Here is a 16,959-nt window from a genome sequence, read left to right as displayed (position 1 = left end):
TTAAATCTTCTCCTTCAATTCTTCGCCTTTGGCAATACCTAGATCAAAGGCTTTTTTATTAATATCTAACGCTTTCGCAGGAACACCATCCATAATTGCTTTTTCCAAATTTTCACGGGAAAGTGGAAGAGCTCCAGAACCGAGCATTACACCAAGCATGATCACATTAGCAGCTTTGATACTCCCCGCCTTAATTGCTAATTCGGCAGCATCAATAAAAAGTACTTTTTGGGTAACTTTCTTTAAATTTGTCTGCATTTCTTCAAAACTTGGATAGACTATTTTTTTATTTTGATATACTGACAGAGGAATAATCGGCTTTATATTTACAAACATAATGGTATCCGCATTCGCATAAGGAATAGCGCGGATAGCTTCACTTGGCTCGAAAGACATAATAATATTAGCACCACCTTTTGGAATTAGAGGACCCATCACTTCCGATCCAAACCGTAAATATCCAGTGACTGACCCCCCACGTTGAGCCATCCCGTGAGTTTCAGCAGTCCTTACTGAATGTTTATCAAGTAATGCAGCATCAGCGAGAATTTGTGTAGCACGAATTACACCTTGCCCACCCACACCAATGCTTAAACAGTTAAAATGATTTATTTCCATATGTATCTTCTCGAAACGATTTTTTTTGCATCGTTCTATCTTGAGAAAAGATATGTAATTTTCGCTTTAAAGCTTAGGAAATGGGGAAATGAAACCCATCGCCATGGGAATGTTTGCCTATTTCTTTTTGAAGAAATTTCAAAACTATTTTCACGATTTGAAAGGTTTATCGCTCTTGAAGGAAACATTAAAAGAAATTTGGGAAGATTCACCGAATTACAAATTAATTCTTCTTAGAACAAAGCATAAATGAATGAACTAACTTCAAAGCTAAGTAATCCCAAACCAATCGATAGAGAAAGATAAATTATTGAAAAAAATTTTTCTTTCCGACTTAATTTTTGAATATCCAAGATAAAAGTCGAAAACGTACTCAATGATCCTAAAAAACCAGTTATAAAAAACATGTTGAATTCTGCAGAAAGGTTTAGAAACTGCGTAATTAGTCCCAAAATAAAGCAAGCAAAAAGGTTTACCACTAATGTTCTGGTCGGAAAAGAAGATTTTGAAGAATTATTTGAGGTTAAAGTCAAAATATAATGTAGAATTGCACCAAAAAAACCTCCTGCCCCAACATATAGAACTGCCAGTAGCATATTATTCCGAATCTCCAATCTTCATAACTGGCAATATTTGCATGCTATCGGGATTATTTTTTATATTTGATTTTTGTGCAAGAATTTCTCCAAAGAAGACTGCAAATAAAGCCAAGGTGATTGCACAAAATATGTAGATGAAACATCTGAGATAGTCCCCAGAGTGATTGAAGAGTGAAATTTCATAAATTACGGTTGAAAATGTGGTAAAGGCACCAATTAACCCACCTAAAATTTCTGTTTTATAATGTGCAAGCCCTGAAAGAAATTCATTGTGGTTTAAAGTTGTTAGTTGTCTTTGAACACAGTAACTCAAAAGGAAACTGCCAATTACATTTACAACCATAGTTGAATAAAAAGATGGAACATCTACAAACACGGACATAATTTCATATATTAAAAACCGAAAAATGGCACCAAATGAACCAAAAACCCCTGTAACAAGTATTTTTTTAATATGCATTTTGTTTTAATGACCCGACCAGTTTTTGATATCCTTGATAAAGGGGTTAGTATGAATTAAAAATTAAGAAGGTATTAAAAAATATTGAAAAAATTATTTTTGAATGCTGAAGGTATGAACAGTTTTATGATAGTATTTTTCGTCTGGACGAAGGATAACAGAATCTGCGAACTCAGGTAAATTAATTGCATTTGGTATTTTTTGAGTTTCCAAGCATATGGCACTGTGTTTTTTACACTTAATTCCATTTGCCACGATATTGCCCATGAAATTTCCAGTGTAGATTTGAATACAAGGTTCAGTAGTTTCAACAACCATTTTTCTCCCAGAAAGGGGAGACCATAATTTTGCAGCAAGGAATAAATCGGTTTTATCCTTTTTGAACTGATATCCGGTGAGAAAGAAATTATTATCAATATCTCCAAATTGCTCAAGAGCTAGCTTGATATTCCTTTTTTCACGAAAATCCACGTTATATTCTGCCACATTACCTAATTCACCTGTGGGAAGACAAGAATCATCATTAATGCTAAATGAATCTGCATATAATGTTAAATCATGAGATTCAATTGAACTATGAAGTCCATTCAAATTCCAATAAGCATGATTAGTAAGGTTAACAATCGAAGGTTTGGTGGTTGATGCAGTGAATTCCCACCCAATACTCATCGGAGATACAATATAAGTGATTTGAGTAGTCATTTGTCCTGGAAATCCTTCTTCACCATCAGGACTAATATATTGGAAGGTTATTCGCACATTATTTTTCATTGAATCATGCCGAATCCCTTCTAAGACCCACTCTTTATAAGAAAAACCCTTCTTTCCTCCATGCAAACAATGTTTTCCATTATTTTTATTTAGAGAATAAACTTCTCCATCCAATTCAAATTTAGCATTTCCAATACGGTTAGCCACTCTACCTACTGAAGCCCCAAAATACCCCACTTTATTTTTATAGTCTTCCGGAGACGAATGTGAATAAGTTACTGAAGATAAATCCCCATTGCGATCTGGAAGTTGAATATCAACTAAAGTGGCTCCAAAAGTTGAGAGTTTGACTAAAAAATTCGTCTCTGGATCGGCAACAATAATTAACTTGTATTTCCCCCATGTTTCTTGTTTAATATCCATAGTTATTTTCTGATTAGTTTAGTTCAAGATCAAATATTAATATTAATGCCCCTATACTTTGAAAAATTATTTACTAAAGTGAATCATTTTGTCCAAAAACACTTTCTTGAAGTTTTTATCTTGAGATCGGGTATTATAAAAAGAAAAACTTAATTAGAAAAACATCGTTATGTTTCATTGTTAATATCGACCAATTAATACTGTGAGAGATATTAGACAAATATTATACGTATTTAATGTGATGAATATGAAAAAAACACCGATAATTCTTTCAATCATCTGTATATCAATGTTATTTGCTAATTTTGCAGTTCCCACTTTTGCAAATACAACCGATATGGATGTTATATACAAAGAAGACATTAAACCATCTTCAGCAGATGATGGATGGTTAAATTTTACTTATCCCTCAGGTGAGACTCCAGATGTTTCATTAGAATTTAAAAGAGATAGTCTTATTACCATCTTTACTTTAGAACAAATCTTAAATTATACAAAATATGAGAATCATACATTCCCACTTTATAGCTTTGACTATAATGAAACAGCAACAGTTTATGGTATAAACCCACTATATTTACTTGAAGTCTTAGGATGGGCAGATGCAGGGAGTATTAATATAACTTCTTTTGATGGTAACGAAAATACCTTCAATGTTTCTGATATCATCCTTTCTGATGGCGAATTTTATAAATATACAGATGCAAGTTATTCCATCATGATTGGATTAGCAATTGAAATTAATGATGTAATGCATTGGCTTGATGATTTTGATGCTGAAGAAACAAATGAATATTTTCGTGTTTTTGGTGAAAATATTGCCGAAAATTTAAAAATTAAAAATGTGACTACAATTGAATACAATAAGGAATGGAAAGTCGATATAGTTGTTGATGAAGAAATAGTGGGATTTATTAATACAGCGAATTCTACAAGCCTTGGAAATTACACAACTTATGATTGGGGCTATTCTGATGAAGGATATGGTTGGCCAGATAGTGAAGGAACACCTGTTTCATGTACGGGATTTACAGTAGAAAGTATACTAGATCCATTTGTTGATGATAATGATTTTTATGAAGTATCTTTTATCGCATTTGATGGATACGGAGCCAATAAGGTATTTGATCAAAAAGATATGGTATTAGGTATGGATAGTTTCAATAATGAAGGCAAGCAACCCATTTTAATGAATGTTTCTGATGGTGAACAGTTAGGATACTATCGAGGACCTTTCCAATTTATTGCTCCAGGAGCGAGTAAAGGAAATTATATTGGAGGAATTGTAGAAATTCGAGTAACTGTTGATGATATGAACTGGTATACACCAAATTTACCTTCAACAGCAGTTCCATCAACCACAATCAATATGACAAAGAATGGAGTGAATTCAACCTACAGTCTTGATGATATTTTGATGTATAATGATATTAATTACCACCAAATTGAAATTTCTTCAATGAATATTAGTGATACAGTAGAAGTTTTTGGATTTAATCCAGTCCATTTATTAGAAGTAGAAGGATGGGGTGATGCATGGACAATAAATATAAGTGCAGCAGACGGCCATTCATCCGAGTTTGAAATGAAAGACTTGTTATTACGTGATCCTAATTTTAATAAGTACAGTGATAACAACGCAACCATTGTTGCTTTCATGGTTAACAATAGTGGTACCATGGAATGGTTAGCGGATTACCAAGAATCAAACGGCGATTTTCGAGTTTATGGAGATGAACTTGAAGATAATCAGAAAGTAAAAGATGTCAACCAGATTATTCTTGGGGATTATTGGAAAGTAAATGTGACGCTAAATGGAACCTTAGCAGGATATTTTAGCAGTCAAAATACAACCGCTTCAGTAGGAGATTATGAGAGTTACGATTGGGGATATTCCGATGAAGGATATGGTTGGCCAAATTCTGATGGAGATCAAGTCGAATGCAGCGGATTTACCTTAGCAAGCATCATCGCAACATTCGTGAACGATGGAGATCAAAACTATAGTGTAAGTGTTATAGCCTTAGATGGATACGGTGGGAATAAAGTCTTCTCCAAAGGGGATATTGAGCATGGATTTATCAATGAGGATATAGATAATGAAAATAAAATCGCAATTCTCATGAATGAAACAGAAGGAGATATCGTTGGCTATCATCGCGGACCCTACCAATTTATTGCACCCGGTTTATCAAAGGGTAGCTATATCGGATTAATTGTTGAAGTACGTGTCACCTTATTACCTACGACACAACTTCCAACAACAACCAATACAACAACGACCAATTCAACCACTACAACCACAACAACAGAAACAAAATCATCAATTCCAGGATTTTTACCAGGGTTTTTAGTGATCGCAAGTGTTAGCACAATTCTGTTTATTACTTTACGTCGCAGAAAATAGTAAATTGGACTAGAAAACTTAAACAAGATAATTTTTTTCTTTTTTAATTTACTGTCAAGGAATGGATTTTCTATCATGAAAAAACAAACGAATAAGAAATTACTGTTTCCTATTGTTGTATTTTTAGGATTTATTCTGGTTTCACCTATTTCTTTTATTGCTGCAGATTGGGGAGATAGTGATGAAGATTGCATGGATCATCATGGAATTACCCGTCATTATGCCCGATACATTGCAAATCCAGAAATAACCTTGGATGGAATTGGCAATGAATCTGTATGGAATCGTGAAGATGTCTATCGATATATTGTTGCGGCGGGAAGCAATAATCAGAGCGAATATTACTTTAAAACATATATTCATGTTCAATGGGTATTTGATGATACGGATCTGTATATCCTGGCTGGCTGGAATGATAATTCTTTCGATTTACCAGTAAATCAACGAGATTTATTTATGCTTTGCTGGAATATTAATTGTACAAATTATTCAGTGGGAATGTATTTAGAATCTAACAGTATGCTGACAACCGAGCCCGGTGCCCGAGTTGATAATTGGTTATGGGCACGTAATACAAAGGCAAACAATTCTGGAGTCTATGATCTTATCGATCAATGCCATGACGATCAATCTTGGTTAGAAGCAGAAACAGGGATTTATCGGGATCCAGAAGCCGCCATGATATATGGGAACTGGGATTATTTCACATATCAATATCAACTTGAAATCCGAAGACCTCTTACGACATTATCTCCTGATGTTGATGTACAATTCTCTAACTTTAGTAACTCGACTGAGGGAAGATATCGATTTGCATTAGCAACTGCGGACATCACCGGAGGAGAAGCCCATGCAATATCTTGGACTCACGAATTAGATTTTTCAAATTCTGTTGATTATGCCTACTTAGAGTCTTTGAACCCAACCAATACATCTACGAATTCCTCAAGTACTGGGACTGAGACTGACAATTCCAATACTGATGAAAATGAAGATAAAACAATTTCATCGATTCCTTTAATGTTTTTAATGGGAATGAGTATAATTTCGGTTATATTTATCAAAAAAGGAGGAGTTTCTTCCAAGGAGTTAATATAAAATGACTTTATCGAAGAATTTTTTGAAGAATAGAAAGAGAAATTTAGGTTTTATTTATTTTATCTTTTTTCTTATTATTCCTTTCTATGGCATTCCATTTAATTTTGCATCAACGAGACTTAATACAGTAGATTATAGAAGTTATTATGATAATAATTTAGTTCTTTTTTATGGTCCCGGATTAAAGACAGAATTTACTGTATCATTAGAAGAATTGCGAAATGGAACTTATGATAGGATCGAAGATCTAAGTTTTACGAGAGTGAATAAACTCAATAATTCATATACTTATCAAATTTCAGGATCTTTACTCTGGGATGTAGTAAATACTTCTAATTTATTGAATGAAAATGCCACCTATGCACAGTTTATTGGAGAAGATGGATATGGATTTGGATCACTTTTTGCGAAACTTCCTATCCGAATTCTCAAGGAACATAATAATGACATCTACATTACAACTCATCAAAATGGAGTTTTAATAGGGACCAGCGAAGGCCCTCTAAGGATGGAAGTGGAAATGAAGGCCATAGAAAACGATTTAGAAATGATAGCTATGTTTAAAGACTTGTTTGAAGAAGGGGAAAATTTCGTTCATAATAGTAAATTATCTGCACAACGAGTTGCTGCAATTTATATCTCAGATGAGCCAACAGGATTTGAACAACCAGAAGAAGGAACAACAAACAATACTATCACCGAAACTAACACCACAAGCAATTCAACTACCAATTCCACAAGCGGAAATTCAACTGGAAATAAGGATGAATTTCCAACTATTCCGGGATTTCATGTGTTTTCATTAATATTTTGTGTCGTTTTATCAATTCAAGCGATTTTTCCTAAAAGAAACAAGTTTATTTAATATCTCCTTTTTTTTATTATAATTACATCACATGATTCACAATGAAAAAACGGACACTTCGAATTGCTCTATTTACAGTAATTTTCAGCGGGATTTTGGTAAGTCTTTTTGTTTATAATTGGGTCGAATATCAGAAGATTCTGGAAAAATATGAATCGTGTGAAGAAACATGGTGTGTTCGCGTTTATGGGGAAGTAACTCAAGAATCATTTATCGGTTATTCAAATTTCATTGATGATTCAATTCCAAGAATTGAAAATGTATCCTATTTCTGGAAAAATATGTACAATACGACAAGAACATTTAATATATCGGGGGTCAGAGTATGGGATGTACTACAATCTATGAAGCAACTATTACAAAACCCACAATATTTTCGTTTTGAAGCGACAGATGGTTATCTTACATATTTGTTACCATTTAGATTGCTTGAAGAACACCCAGATGATTTCATAATAGTCACTCATATTGATGGAAAGATCATCCCAAATCGCACTAATGGGGGTGATGGTCCTCTGATGTCTGCGGTTTTGATGGAAGGAATTGAAAATGATCCAGAAGTGATCTCATTATTCCAAGAAAATTTATCTCCCGGATTTAATCATGTTCACAATTCAAAATTCTCGGTGAAATATTTCAATGCATTATATTTAGAATAACTTAGGTAGAAAGAAGGAGAAAAATATGGAGGGTACAAATGAGGTGAATGAAGGAAAAGATCCAGAAAATAATCTTGAAAACCAGAATTCAGAGAAATTAATGGATACTGGAAACCTAGCAATGAAAAAAAGAGGAAAAAAGTCAAATTATTTCTTCACCACTCAAGATTTACTCATTGCTTCAATCTTGGGTATAATGGGAGGATTTATATCTGGATTAATTCCTTTCAGTTTACTAATAAAAACCTGGTACCCATTTGTCGGGGGAACTCAATTAGTATCAGGGCATCACCTGTTATGGATGGTCATTGCTTATGGATTAACTGGAAAAAAACGAACCATTTTTGTCACAGCCACGATTCAAGGATTTATGAATTTTCTTTTCGGCTCTAGCTGGGGGATAATGGAAGTGGGAATTACACTTTATGAAGGAGCATTCCTTTTTATCGGAATGTATTTAATGCAACTCTTTGGAGAATCAGATACAAAGCTTGGATGGGCAATTGCCGCCGGAATTGGAAATCTAAGCCAAGTCCCGCTTTTTTGGATAATTACAGGAAAAATATATATTCTCCATTGGAGTTTGTTTGTTATGGCTATGATGTTCGGTTTTCTTTCGGGTATTCTGATAGCAGGTGTTTTAGGATATCTGATTGTGGAAAGAATTAAAAAAACAGGCGTAATATAGTTTAAATTTGCATTTTTTTTAGATAATACAATAACATTTGATTAATTTCACTCCATTTTGAAGGAGATAAGGAGATTGATCTCCTCATTGTTATTTGTTTTAAAGAATTCAGGATTATTTCCACCCAAAATTCACGATCCAAGTAGGCTTTCTCAGGCAACCCTATTGGTGCAAATTTAAGATAATATTGCAGAAACTGGATCATTGTATCAAGATAATATAGATCCATATTATTTTGAAAGATTCCAGGGGTAAAATCAATAAATGAACACAAAAATTCTGCAACATCTTCCAAAGAATCGCCCTTTTGCATTTCTTCAGGATCTATCAAGTATATTTTTGATTTTTTTGTCAAGATCATATTTCGTAATCGCGCATCACCATAGATGAACCCTCGGTCATGCAGAGTTGAGAAAATTTCAGCAAGAGACCGTAAAGTATCTAAAGAAATTCTTTTCTCCAATAATAAATCAAAAAGATTATCGCCAATTAAGAATTCATAAACAATTACATTTTGCGCACTTGCGATCAGTTCTGGAGTGTTTATAAGATAGGATAATTGTGGGAGGATAGTCATATTTTGAACTTCATTTTTCCACCGTTGATGGTATAGAGGTATTTCATCATTGAAAAATTTCACACACACATCTCTATTTTGTGGAAGAAGAGTGGATTTGAAAACATAATGCTTTTTACTCTTTAATTCGAACGAGTCCTTCGAATCTAAGTGCAAATCAAACCCCGATTCTGCAAAAAGATGGTTGACAGCGAGATGAAGATCTTCAAGCGAGAGTTTCTTAATTCGAGTTCTCAAGTTTCAAGCCCTAGTTATATTAAGCAATAAAATCAAATAATATTATTCCTTATGTATCTTGGGAAATATCGACTATTTACGAAATCTATCTAATTGAGGAAGAAATATGATTAATAAGGATGAATCAGCAAAAATAGAAGATACATTTACAACTAAAGCTTCAAATGCTAGCCTCCAATCACTGATTTCTCAACAAAATTATCAATTAGATATTGTCCAATTGAAGAACTATTCTTTTCGTTATGGGAATTCCGGTCCTTTTGCTCTAAAAAACATAAATCTAAATATATCTTCAGGAAAAACACTATTAATTGGTGGGGTGAGCGGATCAGGAAAGAGTACTTTGTGTAATACTATTGCAGGTAGGATTCCATTCAACATAACAGGTCAATACAGTGGAGAATTTTTACTGCAGAATAGGGATATATGGGCGCACGATCAGGAAAATATCGCACGTGATATAAGTTATGTATTTCAAAATGCAGATGAACAGTTAGTAACGTTCACCGTCTTTGATGAAATTGCGTTTGCTGCCGAAAACTTAAATATATCAAAGAAAGAAACTCAATTGCGAGTAAATCAGATTGCAGAAGATCTGGGTATAACCAAATTATTGAAAAGGTCGATTTTTTCATTAAGTGGGGGCGAAAAACAAAAAGTTATTTTAGCTGCAAATCTGGTGATGAATCCCAAAATTCTTATTTTAGATGAACCTCTTGCATTTTTAGATTCTCATGGGGAAATAAGATTTCTAAAAATATTGAATAAATTACGAAGAATCAACCCCGATTTAACGATCATCATTGTAGAACACCGCCTTCAACCCTTTATGACTATAGTAGATCAAATTCTCGTACTAAATCATGAAGGTAGTATTGATTTTCAAGGAAATCCGCAAAAATATCTCCAATATAAATTAAAATCTCCAAAAATCCATCTTAGAGATGATTCTTCAATAAAAAAATATGAATCTTCATCCAATTTAACGGATCTGGGCACTCAAACTAAGGCACCAGCATCGAATAGAGAAGAAGTAATTCGTATTGACGATGTGACTTTTTCTTATACTAATACTTTTCCTGGTATCTTTTCCAATTTTTCATTAAAAATTAATTCTGGAGAATTTATTGGATTAGTTGGAGATAATGGGTCTGGAAAAACCACACTACTCTACTTGATAGCCCATATGCTTGAGCCAAGCTCAGGAAAACTATATTTTAATGGCCAAGAATATGGAAAGTTTGATTTAGACTCCTTTATCCCAAAAATTGGATTTATTTTTCAAAATCCAGAAAATCAAATATTTGAAAGTACGATAAAGGATGAAATTTTATTTGCACCGCGAAATTTTGTTCAAAATTTTAAGAAAACTAAAAGTAAACAAGCAGATCATCAAAAGAATAAATTATCTGCAGAAGAAGAAGAGAAAATCTCCCATCTTTATACCCCTTTGATAGGTGAAAAGCGAAGTGATCTTCAAATCCTTGAAGACAAGAATCCTTTCTGTCTTAGTTGGGGACAAAAGCGGCGTTTGAACCTTGCATCAATTTTTAGTTATAATCCCGATTTATTACTTGTTGATGAGCCGTTTATTGGGCAGGATGCCCAATCAATGCAAAGAATTTTTGAAATCCTGCATGAATTTCACAAGCTTGGGAAAACAATAGTCATTGTGTCTCATGATCGAGAATTATTAAAGGCCAATTGTTCCCGCATAATTGAACTCAAAGAAAAAACTAACCATATTGATGCCATTTCAAATCAAAAGAAATTAATAAATAATGATCAAACCAAAAAAAAAACTAAGGAAACAAAGAAACAACAAAAAAAACATCGTAAAATTTCGCGTATAAACATTTTTCTTCATAAATCAAGCACATTTGATGAAACCAGTTGGATATATCAATTAAATCCAGTAGTAAAACTGCTGATTTTAATAGTTCTAACATTTTTCCTTTTTTATCAAAGGAGTATTTTTTTTTTAGCAATATGCTATGGAGTGATTTTGATTATTGCCAAACTCGGTGGCATCCCATCTAAACGCCTTTTACGGCAAATTCGGTGGGTAATAATGCTCACTTTCATCTACATTCCACTAAACACTCTTTTTGATGCCAATAATCTTGGTTCGGATCAAGTATTATTTTATATTTTCACCGAAAGATTGCCCGTTCGACGTTTGGCTCTGTATTATTCTCTTAGAACGGGATTTCTTATAATTATCTTTGTTTCAACAGCAGTGATATTCACCCGAACAACTGCCCCAAAGGATTTAGTTTACTCTTTAATTGAAATCGGAATTCCTTATAGATATGCATTTTCTTTTATGATTGGACTACGTTACATTCCTTTAATAGAACAAGAATCCAATACAATTGAAATTGCGCAAACCTTACGAGGATCTGGAATAAAAAAGGGAAATTCCATTAAAAAGATTTATCGACATATATTACAGAGAATTACTACATTATTAATTTCGATAATTCGAAAAGCAAAAACAACGGCATCTACAATCGAAGCACGAGGTTTTGGATTAAATTCAAGCCGTACAAATATATATCATGTTGGTTGGTCTAACAAAGATTGGATTTGCTTGATATCATTCTTTTTAATTATTCTCCTAAATTTTTTGCTCCTGAAAAATAAATTCATTTTTAATTTCCATCTTCCGTCTTTATATTCAATTTATCAATTAGTCTTTATGAAATGAGCTGAGCTAGTTGATCAATAAGTAGATCGGGATATTTTTTGGTCGCATTCAAAGTAAACATATAAAGGTTTATTCCACTATAATTTAACACATATTAAGAATTAAGAAAAAAAAGAAGGACCATCAATGGAAAATACAATACCTTACATCGGAATAAATCAATCAGCAATGTGCGTACCCCCCACCGAAAAACTTCCTCTAAGTATCGACATCAAAATCCTACCTGAAAACAATTCCCCCACCAAGCCTTTTTGGGGAGTTTGGCTATTAGATGTGTCAGGTTCCATGACCGGAGCAAGAATTGAAAAGGCAAAAGAATCCTTAATTGAGCAGGTTCAACAACTTCCGATAGAAACAACCTTCAATCTGGTTATTTTCGAATCATCCGTTAAAGTGATTATTAAAGGAGAGACCATTACCACCAAATCTCGTCCAAAAATCATTGAACATATTCAAAAAATTAAAGCCCTTGGAGGTACAGCATTGTTTTCCGCTTTGAAGCAAGGAATTAAAATGATGAGAACCTATAAGGGTAATTTAACCAAGAAAATCATTTTAATCACCGATGGAGAACCTGGTGATGTGAGAGTTGAACTTGGAAATGAAAAAGATCCAAATTATATGAAATATTTTATGCTAGCACGAGAGGCTTTAGAATACAAAGCGTCAATTGATACAGTAGGAGCATTGGGAGATCATAATGTCTACCTTCTTTATGAAATCGCCAAACAAAGTACAGGTAAATATATTTTTGCTGAAAATGCAAACGAATTAAAAACGAAAATGCTGATTGCAAGTGAACAAACCACTCGAATTGTTTATTCTCAACCAAGTATCACTGTTAAACCTGTGAATGGACAATGTGAAATTAACGATGCAATGCAATATAAGCCCACTGTCATTCGTATGCCTTTTGAAAAAATTCGCGGAGCAGTCAAAGAACACTGGTATAAAACATGGCTACGTTCATTTGAATCAGGCGATACATATCAAATAATCTTGAAATTGAATTTGACACTTGATCCGAAGAAAATAGTTAAAGAAGGGATGAATACAGTATGTAAAATTCTATTCAATTTTGGGAAAAAGGGTTTAGAAGTAGAAAAAGACATTTCAATCAAATTTAGTGAAGATTCATCACAACACCGAATTAATCCTCAAATCAATAAACAATATGCTCAGATGTACGGCACAGCAGAAGAAATAACTGAACAAACGATAAAAAATGATGCCAGCGCAACTCAACGAATTCAAGGCGATGAAACAAAAAAAATGTAATTGAATCTTTTCTTTTTTAACTTATTTCTGATATTTATTTGTAAAATTCTTAGAATTGAAAGCTATCTATTTCTTCTAAATCGGTGGTGAATAAGGTTTTGTGTAAATTAGCAGTCATACAAGAATGAATAGGTAAAACAAAGACAAGGTCACCAATTTTGATATTTTTAATAAACTCCTCGGAACCAAGAATCACACCATGCTCTTGAGATAATGCAGTTATAACAACACCATCAATGGATCTCCCCCAAGTATTATCTAAATTCAACTTAACAATTTTACCATAATATTTTTGCCCTGAATTGAAGGTAAGATTTTCTTTAGATAAATGAATACCCCCTCCATATATTGTCACTTGATTTAATTCTGGAAGAATTGAAATAACCGGACAAACCAGGACTAATGCAATTTCTGCCTCAGTACAAACACCCAATTGATGTTGCATGAGATCATAAAAGACATAATTTCCCGGACGAATTTCATCGATATTTTCATCAATGGATTCAATGATGCTAAATGTCGGTGTATTCCCCAAAGAAATTTGAATTTGACCAAGATTTAATCGTTCTAATTCTGTTTTTAACTCTACCATAATATTTACAGATTTTTGGTAAATCTGTTTTATTTCAGTTTCAGATTTAGCAGAATATGTTTGACCAGCATGGGATAATATCCCTTTCAAATTGAGTTTGTTTGAAGCAGAACAAATTTCTGCAATTTTAGTCATCTGGGAAATTTGGTTTGGATCAATTCCAGTTCTATGAGATCCAGTATCAATTTCTATCCATAAATTTACAGAGAATTTAAGATTTGCATTCAAATATTCTGTTGAAAAAATCGAATCAACAACTAAATTGAGATCAATAGATTCTGATAATTCATTAATCCCATCGATCTCGAGAATATTCACTGGAATAGCAACTGTAATATCTTTCCAACCCGCATCGGCAAAATATCGAGCCATTGATATCGAAGAAACGGTGATTTTTGTGGTGCCTTTTTCACGAAACCAATTGCCAATTATTGAGGATTGATGAGTTTTAAAATGGGGTCTTAATTCTATGCCATTTCGATCTGCCTTATTTTGCATTTTAGCAATATTATGAAGGACTTTCTTTTTATCAACCAACACTGTCGGTTTAATTATCTTCATGATGATTTCAATTTGCTTGTATTTGTAATAATTTTTTTGTTATCTCAATTCCGACTTTATATAGGAATAAAATAATCACTCTTATGGAGATTGCAAAACCGATTCAAAATCATATTTCCTACAAATCTTCAGCATGTGACTCAATCGATGAATTTTTGATTAAATATGGTGAAGATGGAAAGTATTTGTATGGAGAGAATAAGGATGAGAAGCTCTCTGTCATGATCGAAGAACCCACAACATTAGAAGAAGCAAAATCCATTGTCTATATTTACAACGAAATTTATGAAGGAACTTATCCCTACAAAGAAATGCTTGATCCCAAATTTATATTTAAAACGTTTCAAGATCCAACTTTTCATTGGGGAATTTTCCGTTTTGATGCTCAAAAGGATACAGAAAAGCCTATTGTTGGATGTTTTACAATTACATTAGATACTTACAATAAGTCCGCTTACATGCGTGGATTAAATATTCTCCCTGAATATCAAGGAAAAATTAACGTTCGCGAATTAAGTTATGCGATGATACATCGTTTCTGTGAACAAAATGAAGGGACAATTGATAAATGGTATAACGAATCCAGAACAGCCCATAATATAGTACAATATTTATCTCGCCAAATTGGAGCACTTCCTTATGCGATATACGAGGGAAAAGACACTTTTTTAAACAAGAAAGAAACTGATGTTCTAATGGTGGCCTATAGAAAAAATGCACTTTATAATACACGCCAACCTCCTGAGAAAATTCACCATCGTGTGAAACCTCTCTACTCAAGAATTGCAATGCAGTATAATTTTGAAGAGATTCCAACGATAACTTCAAAATTTAATCTCAATTACCATTCAAAAAAAATAAGTAAAATCTTAGATGAAATATCCTTAAAAATTTCTCAAGATAACTATGGGTATAAACACTTTCATTTTTCTTTAGAATCAACAGGTGATTTTATGGAAGGATTGCATACCTTGTCGGTGAAAAACATCGAAAAAATACAATATCACTGCTCAAATATGGTTGTTTTTTCCGCATTCTTGGTTCTTTTGGAACAATATGTTTTATCTGAAAAAATCGAGTATGTTGAACTTAATGTTGATGCTTCCGAAATCAATCAGATTGAAATCCTTTTGAACAAAAAATATCAGATTTGCGGGTATATTCCTGCTTGGGTTAAAAATAAACGAACTAATAAATTTCGAGATATTGTAGTATTTTCATGGCACAGTCTAAAAAGAAATATTCCGGAACCAAAACTGATTCAAGACACGGAAATTTTACGTACAGTACTTAGACAAGCAAATTCAAGAAATTTAAACAACATAGAAGTCGCATCCCAAGCATCAATTTACCCAACTTTAATTCATCCGATGACATCCTAAGCCTTTTTTTAATTATTTTTTCTTTCGATTTTAAATACTAATAAAGATCATAAAATTCATGACTCTACTACTTTCAAATTATCAAATTATCGAAATATCCCATTCTTCCCCCAGCAATGACTTTTTAAAATATCTTGATCGCCCTTCTTGGTTCAAGGAGAATTTTCAGCCCATTTTTGATGCGCACAGACAACGCACGCATGGAACATTATTTTTAGCTAAGAATATTAAATCAAATGTCATTTTAGGATGTATATACTGTGAACTAGAACCATATCATTTTTCTTATGGTAAAAAAATTCCCATTTTCGGATGGTTACAAGCGGATACACGAGATATTTGTGCAGATCTTTTGGAACATGTTTCAAATTTTGTATCTCAAATGGGTTTTGAGAAGGTCAGAGGACCAATCAATACACCTTCGTTATATGGAGGATGGGGAATACGAACTATTGGATTTGAAAATGAGGCTTTAGTCAACTCAGCAGAAAATGACCCAAGATTGGAAAAATGGATCGAAGAAGCAGGGTGGATATCTGAAACGGAATATGTTTCAGTATTGGCGACAGAATGGGATCCGGGAGAATGTCCATATCCTAATATGGAGTTGAAGAGATTTTCAATTCCAAATTTATTGAATGATAGAGCCTTACTTAATCAACTAGCTGAATTTGTGCAAAATAATTTTTCAAAAAGATTACCCGATACTACTGGAGATAACAAAATGATGCGAATGTTTTCCTTATTACAAAGTGTGGAACAAGGAGAAAATTACTACATCCTCGCTTTTGATAAGGATACACATGAAATTATCGCCGCAATTCTTGAAATTCCAAATATTTTTGATCTTTGGCAGAATAAAAAACAAATTTTCAGTGCAGATATTGATACTGCAATAATAAATAAAAAATATCGAAATTCAAATACTTTTCCATGGATTTATCTAAGATTATTCCAAAAATTGCAACAAATGGGGGTTAAAAATCATATAGGAGCAACTGTATGGAGTAAAAACATACCAGCTCTAAAATCATTCTCCAAAGGGTCAGTAAAAGTGGCTCATTTTAAAGTATTTCAAAAAAAATTATAACCAT

Annotated in this window: 15 protein-coding genes; 9 read left to right on the top strand and 6 right to left on the bottom strand. The window is 33.1% G+C overall.

Going from position 1 to position 16,959, the window contains the following annotated elements; translation table 11 throughout:
* From NEF87_RS25115 to NEF87_RS25100, 4 genes are all read right to left on the bottom strand, one after another.
* Nucleotides 1–618 carry an indolepyruvate oxidoreductase subunit beta gene (locus NEF87_RS25115; protein WP_457918008.1) on the bottom strand — a complete coding sequence of 206 codons (618 nt, stop codon included), beginning with the start codon at nt 616–618 and terminating at the stop codon, nt 1–3.
* A gap of 233 nt (nt 619–851) precedes the next feature.
* Complete coding sequence (locus NEF87_RS25110; RefSeq protein WP_457918007.1) at nt 852–1,214, bottom strand: fluoride efflux transporter FluC; 363 nt, start codon at nt 1,212–1,214, stop codon at nt 852–854.
* A 1-nt stretch (nt 1,215) separates the two neighbouring features.
* Nucleotides 1,216–1,677: a fluoride efflux transporter FluC gene (locus tag NEF87_RS25105; RefSeq protein WP_457918006.1), complete on the bottom strand. Its 462-nt coding sequence runs from the start codon at nt 1,675–1,677 to the stop codon at nt 1,216–1,218.
* Nucleotides 1,678–1,770: 93 nt separating this feature from the next.
* A complete protein-coding gene (locus NEF87_RS25100) occupies nt 1,771–2,811 on the bottom strand; it encodes an aldose epimerase family protein (RefSeq protein WP_457918005.1) in 1,041 nt (346 codons plus the stop codon).
* Between the two features lie 247 nt (nt 2,812–3,058).
* Between NEF87_RS25100 and NEF87_RS25095 the strand changes: the two genes are divergently transcribed.
* The 5 genes from NEF87_RS25095 (at nt 3,059) to NEF87_RS25075 (ending at nt 8,528) form a co-directional block, all read left to right on the top strand.
* Nucleotides 3,059–5,218: a hypothetical protein gene (locus NEF87_RS25095; protein WP_457918004.1), complete on the top strand. Its 2,160-nt coding sequence runs from the start codon at nt 3,059–3,061 to the stop codon at nt 5,216–5,218.
* A gap of 75 nt (nt 5,219–5,293) precedes the next feature.
* On the top strand, nt 5,294–6,316 hold the full coding sequence (locus tag NEF87_RS25090) for a hypothetical protein (RefSeq protein WP_457918003.1): 1,023 nt from the start codon (nt 5,294–5,296) through the stop codon (nt 6,314–6,316).
* A gap of 1 nt (nt 6,317) precedes the next feature.
* Nucleotides 6,318–7,181: a hypothetical protein gene (locus NEF87_RS25085; protein ID WP_457918002.1), complete on the top strand. Its 864-nt coding sequence runs from the start codon at nt 6,318–6,320 to the stop codon at nt 7,179–7,181.
* 41 nt (nt 7,182–7,222) lie between these two features.
* Nucleotides 7,223–7,840: a hypothetical protein gene (locus tag NEF87_RS25080; RefSeq protein ID WP_457918001.1), complete on the top strand. Its 618-nt coding sequence runs from the start codon at nt 7,223–7,225 to the stop codon at nt 7,838–7,840.
* Between the two features lie 25 nt (nt 7,841–7,865).
* On the top strand, nt 7,866–8,528 hold the full coding sequence (locus NEF87_RS25075; RefSeq protein WP_457918000.1) for an ECF transporter S component: 663 nt from the start codon (nt 7,866–7,868) through the stop codon (nt 8,526–8,528).
* A 1-nt stretch (nt 8,529) separates the two neighbouring features.
* Here the strand turns inward: NEF87_RS25075 and NEF87_RS25070 are convergent, their stop codons facing one another.
* A complete protein-coding gene (locus tag NEF87_RS25070; RefSeq protein WP_457917999.1) occupies nt 8,530–9,342 on the bottom strand; it encodes a hypothetical protein in 813 nt (270 codons plus the stop codon).
* A gap of 106 nt (nt 9,343–9,448) precedes the next feature.
* Between NEF87_RS25070 and NEF87_RS25065 the strand changes: the two genes are divergently transcribed.
* Together NEF87_RS25065 and NEF87_RS25060 are read left to right on the top strand one after the other, a co-directional pair.
* Nucleotides 9,449–12,052, top strand: coding sequence for an ATP-binding cassette domain-containing protein (locus tag NEF87_RS25065; protein WP_457917998.1), 2,604 nt, complete (start codon nt 9,449–9,451; stop codon nt 12,050–12,052).
* A 126-nt stretch (nt 12,053–12,178) separates the two neighbouring features.
* Complete coding sequence (locus NEF87_RS25060; protein WP_371804202.1) at nt 12,179–13,330, top strand: vWA domain-containing protein; 1,152 nt, start codon at nt 12,179–12,181, stop codon at nt 13,328–13,330.
* A gap of 49 nt (nt 13,331–13,379) precedes the next feature.
* Here NEF87_RS25060 and NEF87_RS25055 read toward each other — a convergent pair whose 3' ends face one another.
* The gene (locus NEF87_RS25055) at nt 13,380–14,483 is read right to left on the bottom strand and encodes an alanine racemase (protein ID WP_457917997.1); all 1,104 of its coding nucleotides are present in this window, start codon (nt 14,481–14,483) and stop codon (nt 13,380–13,382) included.
* 83 nt (nt 14,484–14,566) lie between these two features.
* Here NEF87_RS25055 and NEF87_RS25050 point away from each other — a divergent pair, with 83 nt between their 5' ends.
* Nucleotides 14,567–15,865 carry a hypothetical protein gene (locus NEF87_RS25050; RefSeq protein WP_457917996.1) on the top strand — a complete coding sequence of 433 codons (1,299 nt, stop codon included), beginning with the start codon at nt 14,567–14,569 and terminating at the stop codon, nt 15,863–15,865.
* A gap of 58 nt (nt 15,866–15,923) precedes the next feature.
* A complete protein-coding gene (locus NEF87_RS25045) occupies nt 15,924–16,955 on the top strand; it encodes a hypothetical protein (RefSeq protein ID WP_457917995.1) in 1,032 nt (343 codons plus the stop codon).
* The last annotated feature ends 4 nt before the right edge of the window (nt 16,956–16,959 follow it).

Source organism: Candidatus Lokiarchaeum ossiferum (genome assembly GCA_025839675.1).
GTDB classification, from domain to species: Archaea; Asgardarchaeota; Lokiarchaeia; order Sigyniarchaeales; family Promethearchaeaceae; genus Lokiarchaeum; species Lokiarchaeum ossiferum.
This window is presented reverse-complemented; position numbering and strand designations above follow the sequence as displayed.

What these genes read in the sequence shown, in the direction of transcription:
- NEF87_RS25100 (WP_457918005.1), bottom strand. Translation starts at nt 2,811, where the DNA reads ATGGATATTAAACAAGAAACATGGGGGAAATACAAGTTAATTATTGTT.
- NEF87_RS25085 (WP_457918002.1), top strand. Translation starts at nt 6,318, where the DNA reads ATGACTTTATCGAAGAATTTTTTGAAGAATAGAAAGAGAAATTTAGGT.
- NEF87_RS25080 (WP_457918001.1), top strand. Translation starts at nt 7,223, where the DNA reads ATGAAAAAACGGACACTTCGAATTGCTCTATTTACAGTAATTTTCAGC.
- NEF87_RS25115 (WP_457918008.1), bottom strand. Translation starts at nt 618, where the DNA reads ATGGAAATAAATCATTTTAACTGTTTAAGCATTGGTGTGGGTGGGCAA.
- NEF87_RS25050 (WP_457917996.1), top strand. Translation starts at nt 14,567, where the DNA reads ATGGAGATTGCAAAACCGATTCAAAATCATATTTCCTACAAATCTTCA.
- NEF87_RS25110 (WP_457918007.1), bottom strand. Translation starts at nt 1,214, where the DNA reads ATGCTACTGGCAGTTCTATATGTTGGGGCAGGAGGTTTTTTTGGTGCA.
- NEF87_RS25060 (WP_371804202.1), top strand. Translation starts at nt 12,179, where the DNA reads ATGGAAAATACAATACCTTACATCGGAATAAATCAATCAGCAATGTGC.
- NEF87_RS25045 (WP_457917995.1), top strand. Translation starts at nt 15,924, where the DNA reads ATGACTCTACTACTTTCAAATTATCAAATTATCGAAATATCCCATTCT.
- NEF87_RS25065 (WP_457917998.1), top strand. Translation starts at nt 9,449, where the DNA reads ATGATTAATAAGGATGAATCAGCAAAAATAGAAGATACATTTACAACT.
- NEF87_RS25095 (WP_457918004.1), top strand. Translation starts at nt 3,059, where the DNA reads ATGAAAAAAACACCGATAATTCTTTCAATCATCTGTATATCAATGTTA.
- NEF87_RS25075 (WP_457918000.1), top strand. Translation starts at nt 7,866, where the DNA reads ATGGAGGGTACAAATGAGGTGAATGAAGGAAAAGATCCAGAAAATAAT.
- NEF87_RS25055 (WP_457917997.1), bottom strand. Translation starts at nt 14,483, where the DNA reads ATGAAGATAATTAAACCGACAGTGTTGGTTGATAAAAAGAAAGTCCTT.
- NEF87_RS25090 (WP_457918003.1), top strand. Translation starts at nt 5,294, where the DNA reads ATGAAAAAACAAACGAATAAGAAATTACTGTTTCCTATTGTTGTATTT.
- NEF87_RS25105 (WP_457918006.1), bottom strand. Translation starts at nt 1,677, where the DNA reads ATGCATATTAAAAAAATACTTGTTACAGGGGTTTTTGGTTCATTTGGT.